Here is a 16,303-nt window from a genome sequence, read left to right as displayed (position 1 = left end):
TCTGCGTCGGGTCGGCGACCAGAGGAAAATCGACTGCCGTGGTTCGATCGCTACTGCGCCGGCGTCTCGCTCTCGTTCGACGCCGTCGTGGAGTCGCTGTCGGCGTGGTCGGCCTGAGGATCGTCGACCTCCTCGCGGTCCGGCTGTCGGTCGGTTACGGCCCCGTCGCCATCGTCGTCGAACGGAGCCTGCTGGCCGCGGTCAGCGGGTGGGCCCTGACTGCCCCCGTCGCCGCCGCGGTCGGCAGGTGGACCCTGGCCCGGGGCTCCGTCGACGCCGAGTCCACGCGCCATCGCGGCGACGTCGGGTCCGTCGAGTTCGGCGGCGTTCTCGCGGAGTTCCTCGAGTCCGTCGACGTCGACGCCGTGGTGGTTCGCTCGGCGTTCAGTGTGCTCGATTTCGCGCTCGAGCGACCGAATCTCGACGGTCAGCGTCGCCATTCGAGACTGATACTCTCCGCGGTGGAGATCGTCATCCTGTTCACGGAGCGTTTCGCGTTCGGCCTCGAGTGCGTCGAGCCGGTCCTCGAGGTCGCCCGTCCGATCGGCGATCATCGCTACCTGACTGTCGTTGTCGGCGCGCTCGTACTGTGCGTCGAACAGTTCGGACTCGACGGTGGTCTCGGTGTCGGCGGCACTGGCTTGCATGTGTGCCGACACGGACGCGTTCGGTTCGCCGTTCGATTCAGCGGTCGATTCGGCAGGATCGTCGTCGAAGACGCCGACGACGGCACCACTCACGAGGGGTGCACCAAGTAATCCGACGATGGCGATCAACGCGATGATGACGACCGACCGAGTGGTCATTATCCCTTCGTTAGAGCGAACATACTAAAAAGACTGACCTTCGTTCGAACCGTTCAATCGGTTCGAAACCGTCCGTCGAACGGTTTTACGGGGTGGGTATGTCCGTTCGAATGAGTACATCACCGAACGGTGGTGTGGCTACTGCCGTCTCGACAGCGGAATTCGTACTCCCGATTAATGGGCACTGTTTTCACTATTCACGATCGTTTGCAGCGAGGTATTTGACGAGAACGTGAACCAGCAGACGGGAGTCGTCGACACACGAGATGGCTCATACTGCCGGACAGCACGATTCACCGATCGGTCGCACGGCTGCGGCCGTTCCCGACGGTGACGGCCGCGGATTCGCGACCGACGGGTTACTGACTGCTGTCCGGCAGTATCACAGTCGTGTCGGAACCGATGGTCGATCGTCCGTTCATACGATCTCCTGTCGTCACGTCCCGCTGATCGCCGACCCCACCCTGGCGATCGGCGGCCACTCGGTACAGCAGTCCGTATCACGCCGAGCCGAACCGCGACGTCACGTATCGAAGTCCCGGACAGCCGTCGATATACCAGAGCACGACCCCCACGACGAACAGCGACACGTCGAACAGAAAGAACACCAGCGGGTCAGTAAACGGAGTGACGACCGCTTCGACGACTGCCGGCGGTTCGAAGAGCCGCTCGTTGTACCCGAACGTCGGATGGGGCAGAAACGGCCAGAACAGAAATTCGGAGCCGAAGGGATAGCCGAGGAGAAGCCGTGGCGGCAGGTCCGCCAGGAGGTGAGACAGGTGTGCGATGACGAACGCGGTCGCCGTCTCGACACGGTTGTAGGCGAATCCAACGGCATACGCGACGACGATCACGACGGCGGCAAACAGCAGGGAGTGAGCGAGCGTTCGTCCGCCGGGCAGAACTCCGAGCCCCCAGGCGAGCGGTTTGTCGATCAGATCGGCGAGTTGCGAGCCGACGAGTACCGCGAGTGCGGCCTCGGGCCCCGGCGGTCGTCGAAACCGTCCACGAGCGTACAACGAGTACAGGAGATACGCGACGCCGAAATGTCCCCAGGGCCACATGGTTTATCCCAGTTACTGTCCGACCGTAGTTATGTGACTTGTAACCGTCATCTGCCGGTCGTTACCGAGTCCGTTTCTCGAGTTCGTGTGATTTGCGGATTCGTATCGTTTCTGAAACGGATGGATTGAATCCTGTAGGTATCTCGGAGTGACTGTCCGAGAGTGTGGGACTTTTCCTCTGATAGCCCGACGGTTTAAATCTGTTCGAAAATAGTTATCCCGCGTGAACCCTTGTGTATAGTTACCATGTTCGAGGTGTTCTCGCGGAGCTACTATCTCGGACGACTCTACGTGACCCCGATCGACGGTGATCGTGCGTTCATGCACAACGACCAACACGAGCGGATCAACGAGGAAGTCTACGCGACCGGCGAGGGCCTCGAGCGACTCGACGCGCCGCTGGTGATGAAACTCGAGTCCCACCATTTCCCGGTCCACGGCGACGAGGGCGTGCCGGCGAATACGCTCGCCGTTCCCGAGGAGATGCTCGAGGACACCGACGTCCGGAACCCGCCCTCGCTCCGGGAGGTCCTCCTCGCTCGCCGCGAGCGGGCCCAGCAACTGCTCTCCTTCTCGGGAGGGTGGTCGGAAACCGACGGTGACGACGGGCTGCCAAACGTCGGAACCTAGAAGTGCACTCGCTTCGCGCCGTTAGCTAGATGCTCGATGAGTTGCTCGGCCGAGCCTCGCTCAAGGAGCGTATCGACGAACTCGAGGAGGAAAACGAGCGGCTGCAAAACCGCTACGAGGCCGAATCCGAGCGCCGGGCCGAAGCGACCACGGCCAAACAGGAGGCCGAGGCGGAGGTAAACCGGCTCGAGGACCGTATCGCCCAGCTCGAAGGCGAACTCGAACGGCTCGAGGACGAGGAGACCACCTTGGAGCCCCGGCATCGCGACCGTCTCCGTGGGGCGCGACTCGCCGAGGTGATCGACCGGCTCGCGTCGTTCCGGACGGCCCCCGAGGGTGCGCTGACGGCCGTCCTCGAGGACGGCGACGCCGTCGAGACCCTCCGTGAGGAGTCGGACGTCGACCTCGGGACCCTCCTTGGCGATCGGGCCGCGCTCGTCGACGACGCCGCCCCCTGTGTGCTCTGTGTCGACGACGCGGGGCTGGTCGCCGTCGCGCTCGAGCCGCCGGCGCTTCCCGACGCCGACCTCGAAGCCCACACCACCTGGGGCGATCGGTTCGCCCTCGAGCGCGAGTGGTTCCTGCCGACTGGTCGGTACGCGCTCGCACTCGTTCGAACCGATCTCTTTGCCCTCGGCCGCTACGACGGTGACGAGCGCATCGATTACCGTGGTTTCGAGAGCGACGTCAAGGGGAGCCACTCGAAGGGCGGCTTCTCGCAGGCCCGGTTCGAACGGATCCGCGACGACCAGATCGACGCCCACCTCGAGCGCTGTGCGGACGCCGTAGCCGACGTCGACGCCGACCGCCTGTTCGTGGTCGGCCAGCGCGGCGTCGTCGACGCGCTCGTCGCGGAAGCCGATCTCGAGCCCGCCGCCACCGCCGCCGTCGACGCGACCGGCGACCCGAAACCGGCCCTCGAGGACGCTCATCGATCGTTCTGGACGACGACCCTGCGAGTGCTCTGATCTGCGTGGGGCGTCGGAGTGGAAGACCGTACGACTCGGGGCTCGCCGCCACGTTCTGTTCGCAGTAAGAGCCGTCCAAGTTGTCAGGAAACGGATACTGTTGCGTACAACATGAGCTATTTAAATAATATCTCCCCCCATGCATCGATATGCGCGTTGCAATTCTCGCCCACGAGAAGTTCCCCGACCGCGCGAAAACTGCACTCGGCGTCCTCCGCTACGGCGACTACGACGTCGTCGGCGTCCTCGACCGCGAATCCGCGGGCAAGCGAGTCAACGACTTCGTCTCCGACGTCCAGGACGCGCCGATCTACGAGGGGATGGCCGACCTCGAGACCAACGACGTCGACGCCCTGTTGATCGGCATCGCTCCGATCGGCGGCGGCTTCGACGAGAGTTGGCGCGACGACGTCCGCACGGCCCTCGAGGACGGCTGTGACGTCATCTCGGGCCTACACTACTTCCTCGCCGAGGACGAGGAGTTCGCACGGCTGGCGGCCGAGAACGACTGCGAGCTGTGGGACGTCCGCAAACCGCCTGCAGATCTGACGGTCGGCGACGGCGTCGCCGATGAGGTCGACGCCGAGGTCATCCTCACCGTCGGCACCGACTGCTCGGTCGGGAAGATGACCGTCTCGATGGAACTCGCCCGCGACGCCCGCGAGGCCGGCTACGACGCCGCCGTGATCCCGACCGGCCAGACGGGGATCATGATCGAGGGCTGGGGGAACCCGATCGACCGGGTCGTCAGCGACTTCACCGCCGGCGCCGTCGAGGAGATGATCCTCGAGAAAGGCGACGAACACGACTACCTCTTCGTCGAGGGGCAAGGCAGCATCGTCCACCCGGCCTACTCCGCGGTTACCTGTGGTATTCTCCACGGCTCGATGGCCGACAAACTGGTGCTCTGTCACGACGCCGGCCGAGAGGCGATCCACGGCTACGAGTCGTTTTCCCTCCCCGACCTCCCGACGTACGTCGATCTCTACGAGAACCTCGCTGCCCCGGTCGGCGGGAGCGAGGTCGTCGCCGGCGCGCTCAACACGTCGGATCTCGAGGACGACGCCGCCGCACGCGAGGCCATCGACGAGTACGCGAGCGCTCTCGACGTCCCCGCGACGGACGTCGTTCGGTTCGACAGCGAGACGGTCCTCGACGAACTACTATGAGTCTCGAGACGACGTTCGAACGCCACTCGCTGCCACTCGAATTCCCCTTTACGATCGCACGCGGAACCCAGACCGAGGCCGAGGTCGTGACGGTCCGGATCGAAGACGAGGACGGACGGGTCGGCGTCGGCGGCGCGGGGCCGTCGTCACACTACGGGGAGACGCCGGCCACCGTCGAGGCCGTCCTGCCCGACCTGCTCGCGGTCGTCGAGGACGTCGACGACCCCCACAACCTCGCGCTGATCGAACGCCGCATGCGCGAGACCGTCGAACGAAATCCGGCCGCCCGGACCGCGGTCAGCATCGCCTGTCACGACCTCGCAGCGAAACGTCTCGACGTGCCGCTGTACCAGTACTGGGGACTCGATCCCGACGACACGCTCGAGACCTCCTACACCATCGGACTCGACGACACCGAACGGATGCGTGAGAAGACCGAGACGGCACTCGAGCGGGGCTACGACCGCCTGAAGGTCAAACTCGGTACGGACCGAGATATAGAGATCGTCGAGACGATCCGCTCGGTCGCCCCCGACGTCTCGCTGTTCGTCGACGCCAACGAGGCCTGGACGCCCCGCGAAGCGGTCTCGAAGATCGATCGCCTGGCCGCGTTCGACCTCGAGTTCGTCGAACAGCCCGTCCCCGCCGAGAATCACGAGGGGCTGCGATTCGTCTACGAGCGCTCGACGCTGCCGATCGCCGCCGACGAGTCCTGTGTGACACTCGAGGATATCCCACGGATCGCCAACCGCTGTGACATCGCGAACCTGAAACTGATGAAGTGTGGCGGCCTTCGGGAGGCCAAACGGATGATCCATACGGCCCGCGCCCACGACCTCGAGGTGATGTGTGGCTGTATGACCGAGTCCAACGCGTCGATCGCCGCGGCCTGTCACCTCGCACCGCTGCTCGACTACGCCGACCTCGACGGGTCGCTGTTGCTCGCCGAAGATCCCTACGACGGCGTGTCGATGTCCGCCGGCCGAATCGATCTGGCCGGTCTCGACCGTCCGGGGACGGGCGCGGTCCGCGAGTAGTCGCTCTACGTGACTGTCAGGCCGACCGGTAACAGGGGTTTAGGACCGTCGTCGGTGTGGAACTGCTGGTATGGACGACCGTTTCGACGGCACGAAGGTAACTCGGCGACGGCTGTTGCGAGCGTCGGCGGGCACAGCTGCGTTTTCTACGATCGGTGTCGGACAGGCACAGGCAACTGCGAGTGAAACGGCTGGTGGCTCACAGTCGTGGCTCGACGACCGCTGTCCGGAGGCCACCCTCGAGCCGAGTATGGGTCACTGCGAGGACGCGAGTATGGACGGCTGTGTGGACGATCACCCGGAGACGATCGAACTTCAGGAGACGGTTCGTGCGTCGCTCGAGGAGCGCTACCCAGACGCTGGCGCGCTGGTCGAGGCGGGATTCAAACCGTACTTCGACACCCTCGATTGTGACGCCGACGGCTGGTCTCACTGGATCAACCCCGACTACGTCGGCGACGACGCGATGCTCGATCCCGAACGACCGGAGTCGGTGCTCGTCGACAACGAGAGCTGGCGCTCGATCGGTGTCATGTTCATCGCGACCGAAGACGGCGAGGCAGTCGAGCCACCGGCGGTGTACGGCGACGAAAGCGAGCCCGCGGATCGGTGTTCACCCTGGCACTACCACGCCGGTCTCCCAGGTCGATTCGCGTGGTGGTACTACCGACAGGCCTACGAACGTGACTTCGCCGACGGCGACGTTCGGCTCCCCTGCCGGACGCCCTGTATGATGCACGTCTGGACGGTCGACCACCCCGACGGCGTCTACGCCCACGGCGGCCCGCCGCCGGCGTATCGCGATCGGGAGCCGGCCGACGACCCTGGTTTCGAGACCGACGCCGAACCCGGAACTGACGAACTCGACTGGGACGCGATCCCGGACGACCTCGAGCCCGAGCAGCGACCGGACGAACTCGCGAAGCTGGTGCCGGGACTCTAACCGCTCGAGTCGTGACTGCCCGGCTTTCATACTCTTGGCTAGCAGTCAGTGAGCAGTCGGTCGCGAATTCGCGACGTCCCCGTGAGGACGGCCGCAGTCGCGCGACCGATCGTCGAATCGTGCTGTCTGACAGTATCACCTGTTACTGTCGGTAGCGATCCAGCCCCACGACTCGAGCGCGTCGACGATTTCGTCGACTGCCGCCGCGACGTCGTACTCGTCGGTGTCGATCTCGAGGGCGTCCTCGGGCGCGTCGAACTCCCGATAGACGACGTGAACGCCCTGTTCGTCGATCGAATCCGCCCGCGACCGATTGCGCTCGAGGCAGGTCTCGAGATCGGCCGTGACGTAGACGAACCGAACGTCCGTCCGCGACTCGAGGGTCCGAAACTGGACCTGCCACGTGCGCCGGTAGAACGTTCCGTCGACGATCGTGATCGCGTCCTCGGGATCGTCGCTCGCTCGCTCGTACAGTTGCTCGTAGGTCCGACTCGAGAAGTCGTCGGAGTGATGTAGCCGGACGGATTCGCCGCGGGCCTCGAGTCGCCGGCGAAGTTCCTCGGCGATCGTGGTCTTGCCTGCACCCGGGGGCCCGCAGATGACGAGGATCACGCGATGGTCACGGACGACGGTACGCGGTCGGAGGCCTATAGTAGCCACTGAACGTCGGTGCGAACCAGATCACACGAGGACTGTGTGATCGGGGTGCAAACAGTCAGCTAGATGACGTCGTCTGGATCGTGAACGTCGGCCATCCGCTGTGCCTCGGCAGCGTACTGTTCCTGGAGGTCGGAGTCCTCGACGGTACCGAGGTTCACGGGATCGGCGTCGACCGCGGCGGTCGTCTCCCTGACGTCGGTATACGAGGTAAGCGCACGCTCCTTGCGGAAGAATCGGTCGCCGTCGGTGGTCGCGTACGTCAGGATGATGAGGTTCTGCTCGTCGTCGGAATACGTACGTTCGACGAGCCAGACGCGGACGGTTTCTGTGGTAGTTCCTGCCATACTAATTCCTCGGCCGGCGAGATACAAATAGCTCCGCCGGTGGCGATCATTCCCACTCGATCTCCTCGCCGCGACTCGAGTCTCTGAGGATGAAGGGGCCGATCGCGAGCGTCCGCTTTGCCATCGTCGCGATCCGCAAGACGAACGCGATCAGCAACAGGAACGGTGTGACCGCGACGGTCGACGCCGCGACGACGACCCAGACGACCGCGTCGATCCCCAGGACGGTTCCCGTCACGGTGTCGGCGTCGAAGAACAACAGCATCGAAATCGTGACGACGAGCGCAGGGACGGCGACGTACATCATCGCCCGCGAGAGGTTGATCAGTTCCCACTGGAAGTACAGCGTCTTGAAGTGCTCGCGGGCGAGGCCGAACAGTTTCAGCGACTCGAGCAGTTCGTCGTAGGCCTCGCGGGCCTCGTCGGTAAACGAGTCGGCGTGGGCGTTTTTGATCCGACGTGCCCGGAAGATCTTCCAGGAGTAGTTGTAGTCGAGGGCGGCTTTGACGACGTCGTAGGTACCAAACTGGGCCGTCTCGAGTTCGTCACGGATCGAGTCGGCGTGAGTAGTGAGGTTGTCGACGAAGTCGTCGACGCGTTCGATCAGCTCCTCGTCGTGGCTGTCCGAAACCGACTGACGAAAATCCGTCGCCCGATCGGCGGAGGCCGCGACGATCGCCTGCGCGAACGACGCCGGCTCCGGCGGGCTGATCGGGGCGTCGATCGACTCTTCGATGTTTCGACGGAACTCGAGGGCTCCCTCGAGTCGCTTTCGCTGGTCTTCGACGGCGCCCAGTTCCTGGGAGAGCACGAGCGAGTTGATGGTGACGACGAGCGTGACGCCGGTGATGAGCGCGGTCGTCAGCGCCTGGAAGAGCGTGTGAACGGGCTCTTTCTCGTCCATCAGCGCCTGCAGGGAGACGGGGCTGAGTTCGGCGACGATGAGCAGGCCGACGAAGACGAACGCCACGAGCCCGGCCGTGACGAGCCACCGGTTGGCGTTCAATAGAATCTCGTGTATCCAGGTCGGTAACTCGCTGCGCTCGGCCATCGTGTCGCTGGGCTGGGAACCGTCGCCGCTCATCGCTCGACGCGAGGGTACCACCGTTCGTCGGAAATAGCTACGGCAGGAACCGTCCGCACATACGGACTGCTGTACCGATTTCCCGGCGCGACCAGGATGGATCGCGGTCGTGCTGGTACTGACGGACAGCGGTCCGTCTCAACCCAGATCCTGGTCTCGCTCGGACTCCCGGAGGATGAACGGCCCCATCGCCAGCGTTCGCTTGGCGACGGTCGCGACCCGCAGGACGTAGGTGATGAAGACGACGAACGGCGAGATGCCGACGACGAACCCGAAGCTGGTGACCCAGACCAGGTTGTCGATCCCCAGCGTCGAGCCGAGCAGCGTACTCCCATCGACGTACATGAGCATGAACCCCATCACCGTCAACGCGGGTACCGAGATGTACAACAACGCCCGCGAGAGATTGATCAGCTCCCACTGGAAGTACAGCGTCTTGAAGTGTTCTCGTGCCGGGCCGAAGAACTTCAGCGTCTTGATCATGTGGTCGATCTTCTCGTTGGCCTCGTCGGACAACGACTCCTGATGGTCGGCACAGATCTTGCGCGCGTCGTAGATCTTCCGCGAGTAATTAAACTCGAGTGCGCTCCAGATGACTTCGAACGTTCCGAACTGTGCATCCTCGAGGTCGTCTTTCACCGCCTGTGCGTTGTCGGCGACGTCGTCGACGTACTGCTCGACCTTCCGTTTGAGTTCCTCGTCGCGTTCGTCCTCCATGACCGTCTCGAGTTCGCGGCCCCGTTCCTCGATCCCGTCGACGAGTTCCCACAGGAACGCGGCGGGTTCGGGCGGGCTCGCGTCCTCCTCGATCGTGTCTTCGATGTCCTGCCGGAAGTCGATAGAGTCTTGCATTCGCTCGCGTTGGTCGCCGATCGCGCCGAGCTCCTGAGAGAGTACGAGCTGGTTGATCGTGACGACGATGGACGTCCCCGTGATGATCGCCCCGATAAAGGCCGAGAAGAGCCAGAACGTCCCGTCGTGTTGCTCGACGATCGTCCGCACCGGCGTGAGATCGAGCTGGCTCGCGGCGACGAGGACGACGTAGACGACCACCAGGATTCCGGCAGAGAGCACCCACCGGTTGACCCGGAGCAAAAGCCACATTCGAACGCCGCCCAGGCGTCGCTGTCCGTCTGAATCGTCGTCTGACTCCGCGTCGCTCATTTCCCGTCAGCAGAGAGAAGTTCGACTCGGAAAATACTACACCCGGAAGACGACGGTTCACGAGGATCGGTACCGTCGATCACGGATGAGTTATATTGTCGCCCCAGAAAGTAATCGACGATAAACGCCGCTAACGCGGGATACACCTGCGTATAAGCGGTCGTAAATACGTGAACGGGCGCCGGTCCTTTTCTGCCTGCCGACGGACGATTACGTACGATGAGCTTCGAAGTAAACAACCCGACCACGTTCGGTATCGGCGGCTCGTTCAACTGGCTGGTCGGCGGCGCGGTCGGCGGGGCGATCGGATCGCTCCTGTTTGGAGTGGTCCTGTGGCTGGTCGATCCAGCGATCATCACCGAGGCCGTCCCTGCGATATACGGCCTCGAGACCGCCGGTACCGCAGGCTGGCTGTTCCACCTGGCTCACGGGCTCGTCCTCGGAAGCGTCTTCGGCTTTCTGGTCACCCGCGATCCGATCTTCGGGACGCTCATGGCAGACGTCGAGACCGGCTTCCTCGCGGCGATGGGGCCCGGGCTGCGATTGACCCTCGCCGGGTTCGTCTACGGGCTGGCCGTCTGGGCCCTCCTTCCGATGATCGTGTTGCCGATCTGGGCGGCCGTCGGCGCCGGCGAAACCGCGTTCCCGGGACTGGCCTTCGAGAGCCTCGTCGGTCACCTGCTGTACGGACTGTTGCTCGGCGCATTGTTCGCGCTGGTCGCCAAACTCGAGTCCGACGTGAAAGCGGCCGAGGCACCCTTCGAGGAGGCCGACGAGTCGAGGTAGTCTGTCGCTTTCGACCGACGAGCGACGGCTACCGCGGGTCCTTCGGCTCGACGCCACAGACGGTCTGTACGCGCTCGACGATGCGTCCGTGAACCCAGACGAGTATCGTCACCGCAACGACGATGATGCCGACCTCGACGGCCGTCGACATCAGTCCGAGCGCGACGATCAGCGTCGTCGCACAGGCCGCCGGATGGTTCGTGTTCGTCCAGAGCATCCCGATCGTCGTCAACACCATAGAGACGACGCCGCTGACGACGAGCAACCCGACCTCGCTCGAGAACCGTTCGCCCTGTTCGAAGGCCTCGGTGACGACGAGCCCGTCCGCGAAAACCAGGTACGCGATCAGTCCACAGACGGCGGCGACCGCGTGGCCACCGACGACGTGATAAGCACCTTCGGCACGTGGCTTCTCGCCGGTCGCGAGGAGATACGCCGACGGACCGAGGCTGGGAAAGAGAAACGGCTGACCGGATCCCCACGCCAGGCCGCCCAGTAGGATGAAGTGCAACGTGACGTTGATCCCTGCGCTCAGGTCGTCTCGGATGTCGACCGACTCGTCGACGCTGATACGCAGTCGCTCCAGCAACTCCATCGGCAGGGAAATAGCGACGACGGCGTCATAAGCTGTCGGCCGTCATCTGCACGGGAACGCGTTCAGTCCGTCTCGGCGACGCTCCCGCTGGGAGCGTCTGATCCACTGCTGTCGGTCACCCCGAACGGTCCGGCCTCGGGATCCTTCTGTGGCAACATCGGGCCGATAGAGGCCGTCCGGCGAGTGACGGTCGCCGTCCGGAGAATGAAAGCGGTAAGCAGAGCAAGCGGCGAGACGACGATCGCGATGAGTGCGCTGACGACGTACGGAAGGGCCACGGCGCTGACGGTCGGCCCGGTGAGATCCGCGTAGACGAAGCCGATCAACATCGCCGAGAGAATCGCCGGGACGCCACAGTAGATCGTCAGCTGTGAGAAACGCGTAAGTTCCTTCTGTAGATAGGTCGTCTTGAAGTGCTCGCGGGTCGTGTTGAACAGCTCCAGCGTCTCGATCAGTTCGTCGAGTTCTGCGACTGCCTCGTCAGGGAGCGAGTTTTCGTATCGCTCCCGGATGTTTTTGGCGACGTACAGTTGCCAGGCAGCGTCGTAGCTGATCGCTGCCGACACCGCCTGAAACGAGCCGAACTTCGTTCGCTCGAGGGTCTCGTCGACTCGATCGGCGCTCTCTTCGATCCTGTTCGAATACTCGTCGATCAACTGTTCGGCGTTGGCATCGTCGTAGTCTGCGGTCGCGTCGGCGAGTCCCCGCGCTCGAGACCGAGTCGATTCGACGAGTAGCTCGAGGAGCCGCGACGGCGAGGCCGGACTCGCCGGGACGTTGGCTGCGTCGGCGACGTTCGACCGAAACTCCATCACGCCGGCGAGCTGGTCGCGGGCATCGCCGGCCGAGGCGAACTCCTGTGAGAGGATCAGCTGGTTGATCGAGACGACGAGCGTCACGAGCGAGAACGTGCCAGCGATCATCCCGCCGGCCAGTCGGGTGATCGAGTCGTCGTTGGTAAACGCGATGATACCGACCTCGTTCAGGAGGAGAAACAGGACGAAGACGGCGACCGAGACGAGCGTCGCGACGAACAGCCGGTCTCCCTCGACCAGTACCCACTCCCGGACTCTCGTCAGCGAACTCGTCCGCTTCCCGATATCGGTACCGTGGGACTCGAGCGTCTCGTCGTCCTCGGAAGACCCCATACATCATGGTCGCCGGAAGTGACAATAAGGGACTGCGTTGCACATACCGACTCCGGATGTCTACAATAGCGGCGCTGCTGGTTCAGGGCCCACACTGAAAGGAATCCGCCGTGTCGAGTACGACGATGCATGGCCAGGAAACCCCTCCGTCTGTGAGGCGCCGCGGAACACGAGGTCAGCGATGACGCGGTCGACACCGAGCCGCCGCTTCCTCCTCACTGCACTCGGCGGCGGCGCCGTGACCGTCCTCGCCGGCTGTACCGGCGACAACGGCGTCGGTATCGAGGGCGATCCTCACTACGAGAACGGTACCGTCGACGACGTCGACGGCGAGGACCGCTCGCCCGAGGAGCTGACCGCGGCGCAGTCACTCGCCGAACAGGAGGTCACCGAAGGCGTGACCTCCCTCGACGACCTCACACTCGAGGCCCACGAGTTCGTCCTCGAGGACGATTACCACGGATCGACCGTTCAGGGTGTCGTCGAATACACCGGCGACGAGCGCGTCGACGTCGCCGAGGTTCGCGTGCGAGTCTACACCGACGATGGCGATCAGATCGGGCGCTATCTCGACACGACGGGCGATCTCGACGGCGGGACGGCCTGGGAGTTTCAGGTGATCCTTCTCGAGTCGCCGACCGATATCGCCGACTACGATATTACGGTGCTCGGAACGCCGACGTGAGTCCTCGACGACGCCCGACTCTTTTCTCGCCCGTTCCAACAACTGCTGTAACTAGTTACCGCCGATCGCCGGCCCCGTTCTGGCGATCGGCGGTCAGTGACGACAGGAGACCGTATCACTCGTCCGCGATGAGTTCGTCGTCGACACCCTCATAGACCGCCTCGGGATCGGCATCGAGCGTGTAGGCGGGACGACCTTTTCCGGTCGGCGACGTCCCCTCGGGAGCGACCTCCTCGACGAATCCTTCGGCTTCGAGTCGGTACAGCGATCGGGTGACGTCGGCTTCGGTGACCGTTCCGACGACACCGGTGTCGACGTTCTCGAGTCGGTTCGTACAGACGTGGCGGATTTCGTGTGTCTGGACTGGCGTCTCGTCGTTTCGGTAGCGATCGACGACACCGAGCAGGACTAGCTGGTTGGTCAGTGAGATGTCATCGAGGGTCAGTTCTGTGGCCATATGTCACGGTACGAGGTCATGCCTGGTAGGTGTTGTTCTCACATACATACGCTGAAGAACACATCACTCACTGTGATGGTCGATCGACAAGCCGGCGATTCGAACGATGGGAGCGTCTCATACGGACTACTGTGGTCACCGACCGGCGATCGCCGACCCACGCTGTCGACCGGCAGAGATCGGTACAGCAGCCCCTAGCAGCCCTATCAGTTGTTCTCTTCGTCTTGAAGCTCCGCGAGTTCTGCCTCGATTTCGCTGTCTTCGACGTCGTCCTCGATGTCCGCGACGTCCTCGAGGTCGCCCTCCTCGACGTCGTCGGCCGGTTCGCTCGGCGTCTCGGTCTCGCTTTCGCCCACCTCGGATTTCAGCGTCTCGAGTTCGGCCTCGACGCCGCTGTCGCTCGATAGCTGCTCGAGTTCACGGTCGATCTGGTCTTTGTCGGAGATGACGTCGTCGAAGGCGCCGGATTCGTGAAGTTCGTCGAGTGCGGCGGCACGGGCCTCCATGTCCTCGGTTTTCTCCTCGGCGCGTTCGATGGCGCGGCCGACGTCCTCGAACTCCTCGCCGGTCGCGGTCATCGCCTCCGAGACCGTCGAACTCGCTTCGGCGGCCTCGTATCGCGCTTTCATCGTCTCCTTTTTCGTGCGGAACTCCTCGATGCGGTTCTGGAGTTCGTTTTTCTTCTCGATCAGCTGATCCTGTTGGTTCTGGAGATCTGCGATCTGGCGCTCGAGGTCCTCGATCTGGCTCATCTTCGTCTTCTTTTTCTCTAATGCACGTCGTGCCAGATCCTCACGGTCTTGCTGGACCGCGGTTCGAGCCTGCTCGTTGTGTTTCTCGACGTTGTCCTCGAGGCGCCGTTTTTGCATCTCGAGGCGCTTTTTCTGTGTCGTCAGATCCGCAATGCCCCGCTTGACGTCCTGGAGCTGGTCGCGCATCTGCTCGTAGGAGTAGTCGAGCGTCTCCGTCGGGTCCTCGGCACGGTTGAGCACCGAGTTGAGCTTCGACCGGATGATGTAGGAGGTCCGCGAGAGGATGCCCATACTCGTACGTATCGCTCGTCACCCTTAAAAACATCACTTCAACGACAGTCTCCGCAACTCTCCCGTTTCTTACCCCTGCGAGACGCCGATTCGTCGCCTCGAGCGTCGGCGGACGTACCGGTCACACTCCGCGAACGCGACGTATGCAGTGACGCCGACGAAAAGTAGTTCTCCAGGCGAACGAGCGGCCGGAGCGACAGCCCAGAGAAGCGCTACTCCAGCGACTCCGAGTGGCACCCCGAGACCACCCGGCCTCGCGACCCTTCCTCTTCGGCTGGCGATGGTACGCCAGCCGAGGCCGACGACTACGGCACCCGCGAGAACGGTCGCTACCTCGAGTACCCCGACGCCGACGCCCGCGATTCCGCCACCGATACCCACGAGTACCACGAACACGCCGGCGACCGCGATGCCGAGCCCCAGTCGCTCGAGCGTCGCGAGCGCCCGGTGTCGTAACGGTGTACGTGTCGGGTGCGACGGCCCCGCGCCATCAGTCGCCGGTTCTGTCTCCACTCGGCCAGTGTCCGCATCGGTTTCGAGACGATCCGGCTCGACGGTCGTCACTCGCTGGCCGGCAGTGATCGCGGTCGGCCCGTCGTGGTCGGGTTCGCCGTCGGCAGGTGACTCCCTGCTTTCGTCGTCGTCCAGCCAGGGCGACTCGACGTCGACGTTCGCGAATCGGGGCGGGATCCCCGCGGCCATCTCGAACGTCGGATGATCCTGGAACTGGAAATGGAGGTGTGGCTCCGAGGAGTTACCCGAATGGCCACACCGACCGATCCGCTGTCCGCGCTCGACTCGCTCACCCGGCACGACAGCGATGCTTCCGGGGACGAGGTGGGCAAGACAGCTGTACTCGTCGGGCGCGTGCTTGATCGTCACGTAGTTGCCCCGGAGATCCCGTTTCAGTGGGTGGGCGAACCCGCCGCCCCGAGAGGGCTCGAGGTCGGTATCGAAGACATCGACGACGACGCCGTCAGCAGGCGCGAGGACGGGTTCGTCGTAGCAGTAGTACTCCTCGAGAGCCGGTTTCGTCCCCGCGGGTCTCGAGCGGCCATCGTCGTCCGTAATCACGAGGTCGTAGGCGTAGCGCTGGGTCGTCGGGAGCCACGAGTGGGAGTACTCCTTCTCGAGGCTGCCGTTGACGACGGTCCAGGTGCCGTCGACGGGCAGCCGGTAGGTGATCGGGCGCTCGTCGTCGGGGTCGGGCACCGAGCCGCGGTGGCGGACGAAGGCGACCGCCGACCCGAGGAGTTGGAGACCGTCCTGGGCGAGTATTAGGGGGTTCACGAACGCGATCGGGATCGAGAGGTAGGAGACGGCCCACTCGCGCCAGTCGCCCATATGGATCCAGTCGGTGGGTTCGGTCTCCTCGTCGGCCCCGCGTTGCAGCATGCGGTCGACGAGCGGCTCGACGAACACCCACAGGAACAGGAGGAAAAACAGCGCGAAGAGCTGCATGAACGCCAGTGATTCCAACAGATACCCCGGTACGGAGAGCAGGCCGAGCCAGCCGTATCTGGCCGGATCAAGTTCGCGGAGAGTCCGGCGGATGCGTGCAACACGCTGTTCTGAGGCGTGGGTTTCCGTCATTGTTGGGACGAACGTCAGGTCTTTATGTAACCGTTTTGTGAACTCCAGTTCACACTTCGTGCTAACACATCACTTATCTTCTGAAACGGATCCTCCACGACCCGGAACCGTCATTGAGTTGGCCAAC

Annotated in this window: 18 protein-coding genes; 7 read left to right on the top strand and 11 right to left on the bottom strand. The window is 63.6% G+C overall.

The features are described 5' to 3' along the window. Nucleotides 1-50 precede the first annotated feature (50 nt). Both RBH26_RS06370 and RBH26_RS06365 read right to left on the bottom strand, forming a co-directional pair. The gene (locus tag RBH26_RS06370) at nucleotides 51-806 is read right to left on the bottom strand and encodes a hypothetical protein (RefSeq protein ID WP_306757306.1); all 756 of its coding nucleotides are present in this window, start codon (nucleotides 804-806) and stop codon (nucleotides 51-53) included. A 500-nt stretch (nucleotides 807-1,306) separates the two neighbouring features. Continuing rightward, nucleotides 1,307-1,870 carry a metal-dependent hydrolase gene (locus RBH26_RS06365; protein WP_306757304.1) on the bottom strand — a complete coding sequence of 188 codons (564 nt, stop codon included), beginning with the start codon at nucleotides 1,868-1,870 and terminating at the stop codon, nucleotides 1,307-1,309. Nucleotides 1,871-2,116: 246 nt separating this feature from the next. Between RBH26_RS06365 and RBH26_RS06360 the strand changes: the two genes are divergently transcribed. The 5 genes from RBH26_RS06360 to RBH26_RS06340 all read left to right on the top strand — a co-directional run bounded on the left by RBH26_RS06360 (nucleotide 2,117) and on the right by RBH26_RS06340 (nucleotide 6,617). Continuing rightward, entirely contained in the window at nucleotides 2,117-2,500 is a 384-nt protein-coding gene (locus tag RBH26_RS06360; protein ID WP_306757303.1) for a DUF5802 family protein, read from the top strand. Between the two features lie 29 nt (nucleotides 2,501-2,529). Next, nucleotides 2,530-3,468 carry a Vms1/Ankzf1 family peptidyl-tRNA hydrolase gene (locus RBH26_RS06355; protein ID WP_306757302.1) on the top strand — a complete coding sequence of 313 codons (939 nt, stop codon included), beginning with the start codon at nucleotides 2,530-2,532 and terminating at the stop codon, nucleotides 3,466-3,468. A 149-nt stretch (nucleotides 3,469-3,617) separates the two neighbouring features. Further along, on the top strand, nucleotides 3,618-4,637 hold the full coding sequence (locus RBH26_RS06350; protein ID WP_306757301.1) for a DUF1611 domain-containing protein: 1,020 nt from the start codon (nucleotides 3,618-3,620) through the stop codon (nucleotides 4,635-4,637). Further along, entirely contained in the window at nucleotides 4,634-5,674 is a 1,041-nt protein-coding gene (locus tag RBH26_RS06345) for a dipeptide epimerase (protein ID WP_306757300.1), read from the top strand. The genes RBH26_RS06350 and RBH26_RS06345 overlap by 4 nt, the downstream gene beginning before the upstream one ends. 70 nt (nucleotides 5,675-5,744) lie before the next feature. After that, the gene (locus tag RBH26_RS06340; protein WP_306757299.1) at nucleotides 5,745-6,617 is read left to right on the top strand and encodes a hypothetical protein; all 873 of its coding nucleotides are present in this window, start codon (nucleotides 5,745-5,747) and stop codon (nucleotides 6,615-6,617) included. Nucleotides 6,618-6,752: 135 nt separating this feature from the next. Here the strand turns inward: RBH26_RS06340 and RBH26_RS06335 are convergent, their stop codons facing one another. The 4 genes from RBH26_RS06335 to RBH26_RS06320 all read right to left on the bottom strand — a co-directional run bounded on the left by RBH26_RS06335 (nucleotide 6,753) and on the right by RBH26_RS06320 (nucleotide 9,869). Then, the gene (locus tag RBH26_RS06335) at nucleotides 6,753-7,229 is read right to left on the bottom strand and encodes an ATP-binding protein (protein WP_306757386.1); all 477 of its coding nucleotides are present in this window, start codon (nucleotides 7,227-7,229) and stop codon (nucleotides 6,753-6,755) included. Nucleotides 7,230-7,336: 107 nt separating this feature from the next. Further along, nucleotides 7,337-7,621, bottom strand: coding sequence for a hypothetical protein (locus tag RBH26_RS06330; RefSeq protein ID WP_306757298.1), 285 nt, complete (start codon nucleotides 7,619-7,621; stop codon nucleotides 7,337-7,339). Between the two features lie 46 nt (nucleotides 7,622-7,667). Next, nucleotides 7,668-8,705 carry a hypothetical protein gene (locus RBH26_RS06325; RefSeq protein WP_306757296.1) on the bottom strand — a complete coding sequence of 346 codons (1,038 nt, stop codon included), beginning with the start codon at nucleotides 8,703-8,705 and terminating at the stop codon, nucleotides 7,668-7,670. A gap of 138 nt (nucleotides 8,706-8,843) precedes the next feature. Continuing rightward, nucleotides 8,844-9,869 carry a hypothetical protein gene (locus RBH26_RS06320; protein ID WP_306757295.1) on the bottom strand — a complete coding sequence of 342 codons (1,026 nt, stop codon included), beginning with the start codon at nucleotides 9,867-9,869 and terminating at the stop codon, nucleotides 8,844-8,846. Between the two features lie 219 nt (nucleotides 9,870-10,088). Here RBH26_RS06320 and RBH26_RS06315 point away from each other — a divergent pair, with 219 nt between their 5' ends. Further along, nucleotides 10,089-10,655, top strand: coding sequence for a hypothetical protein (locus RBH26_RS06315; protein WP_306757294.1), 567 nt, complete (start codon nucleotides 10,089-10,091; stop codon nucleotides 10,653-10,655). Between the two features lie 28 nt (nucleotides 10,656-10,683). On the opposite strand, the gene RBH26_RS06310 is transcribed toward RBH26_RS06315, so the two are convergent. Both RBH26_RS06310 and RBH26_RS06305 read right to left on the bottom strand, forming a co-directional pair. Further along, nucleotides 10,684-11,250 (bottom strand): HPP family protein, encoded by a 567-nt coding sequence (locus RBH26_RS06310; protein WP_306757293.1) that lies wholly within the window; start codon nucleotides 11,248-11,250, stop codon nucleotides 10,684-10,686. Between the two features lie 62 nt (nucleotides 11,251-11,312). After that, nucleotides 11,313-12,398, bottom strand: coding sequence for a hypothetical protein (locus tag RBH26_RS06305; RefSeq protein WP_306757292.1), 1,086 nt, complete (start codon nucleotides 12,396-12,398; stop codon nucleotides 11,313-11,315). Nucleotides 12,399-12,579: 181 nt separating this feature from the next. Here RBH26_RS06305 and RBH26_RS06300 point away from each other — a divergent pair, with 181 nt between their 5' ends. Next, nucleotides 12,580-13,083, top strand: coding sequence for an FxLYD domain-containing protein (locus RBH26_RS06300; protein ID WP_306757291.1), 504 nt, complete (start codon nucleotides 12,580-12,582; stop codon nucleotides 13,081-13,083). A gap of 115 nt (nucleotides 13,084-13,198) precedes the next feature. Here the strand turns inward: RBH26_RS06300 and RBH26_RS06295 are convergent, their stop codons facing one another. From RBH26_RS06295 to RBH26_RS06285, 3 genes are all read right to left on the bottom strand, one after another. Continuing rightward, complete coding sequence (locus RBH26_RS06295; RefSeq protein WP_306757290.1) at nucleotides 13,199-13,540, bottom strand: hypothetical protein; 342 nt, start codon at nucleotides 13,538-13,540, stop codon at nucleotides 13,199-13,201. 206 nt (nucleotides 13,541-13,746) lie between these two features. Then, a complete protein-coding gene (locus RBH26_RS06290; RefSeq protein WP_306757289.1) occupies nucleotides 13,747-14,583 on the bottom strand; it encodes a PspA/IM30 family protein in 837 nt (278 codons plus the stop codon). A 69-nt stretch (nucleotides 14,584-14,652) separates the two neighbouring features. Continuing rightward, the gene (locus RBH26_RS06285) at nucleotides 14,653-16,176 is read right to left on the bottom strand and encodes a M23 family metallopeptidase (protein ID WP_306757288.1); all 1,524 of its coding nucleotides are present in this window, start codon (nucleotides 16,174-16,176) and stop codon (nucleotides 14,653-14,655) included. Nucleotides 16,177-16,303: the final 127 nt, after the last annotated feature.

Source organism: Natronolimnohabitans sp. A-GB9 (assembly GCF_030848565.1).
Classification (GTDB): Archaea; Halobacteriota; Halobacteria; order Halobacteriales; family Natrialbaceae; genus Natronolimnohabitans.
Note: the sequence above shows the minus strand (reverse complement) of the source record. Positions and strands in the feature narration are given on the sequence as shown.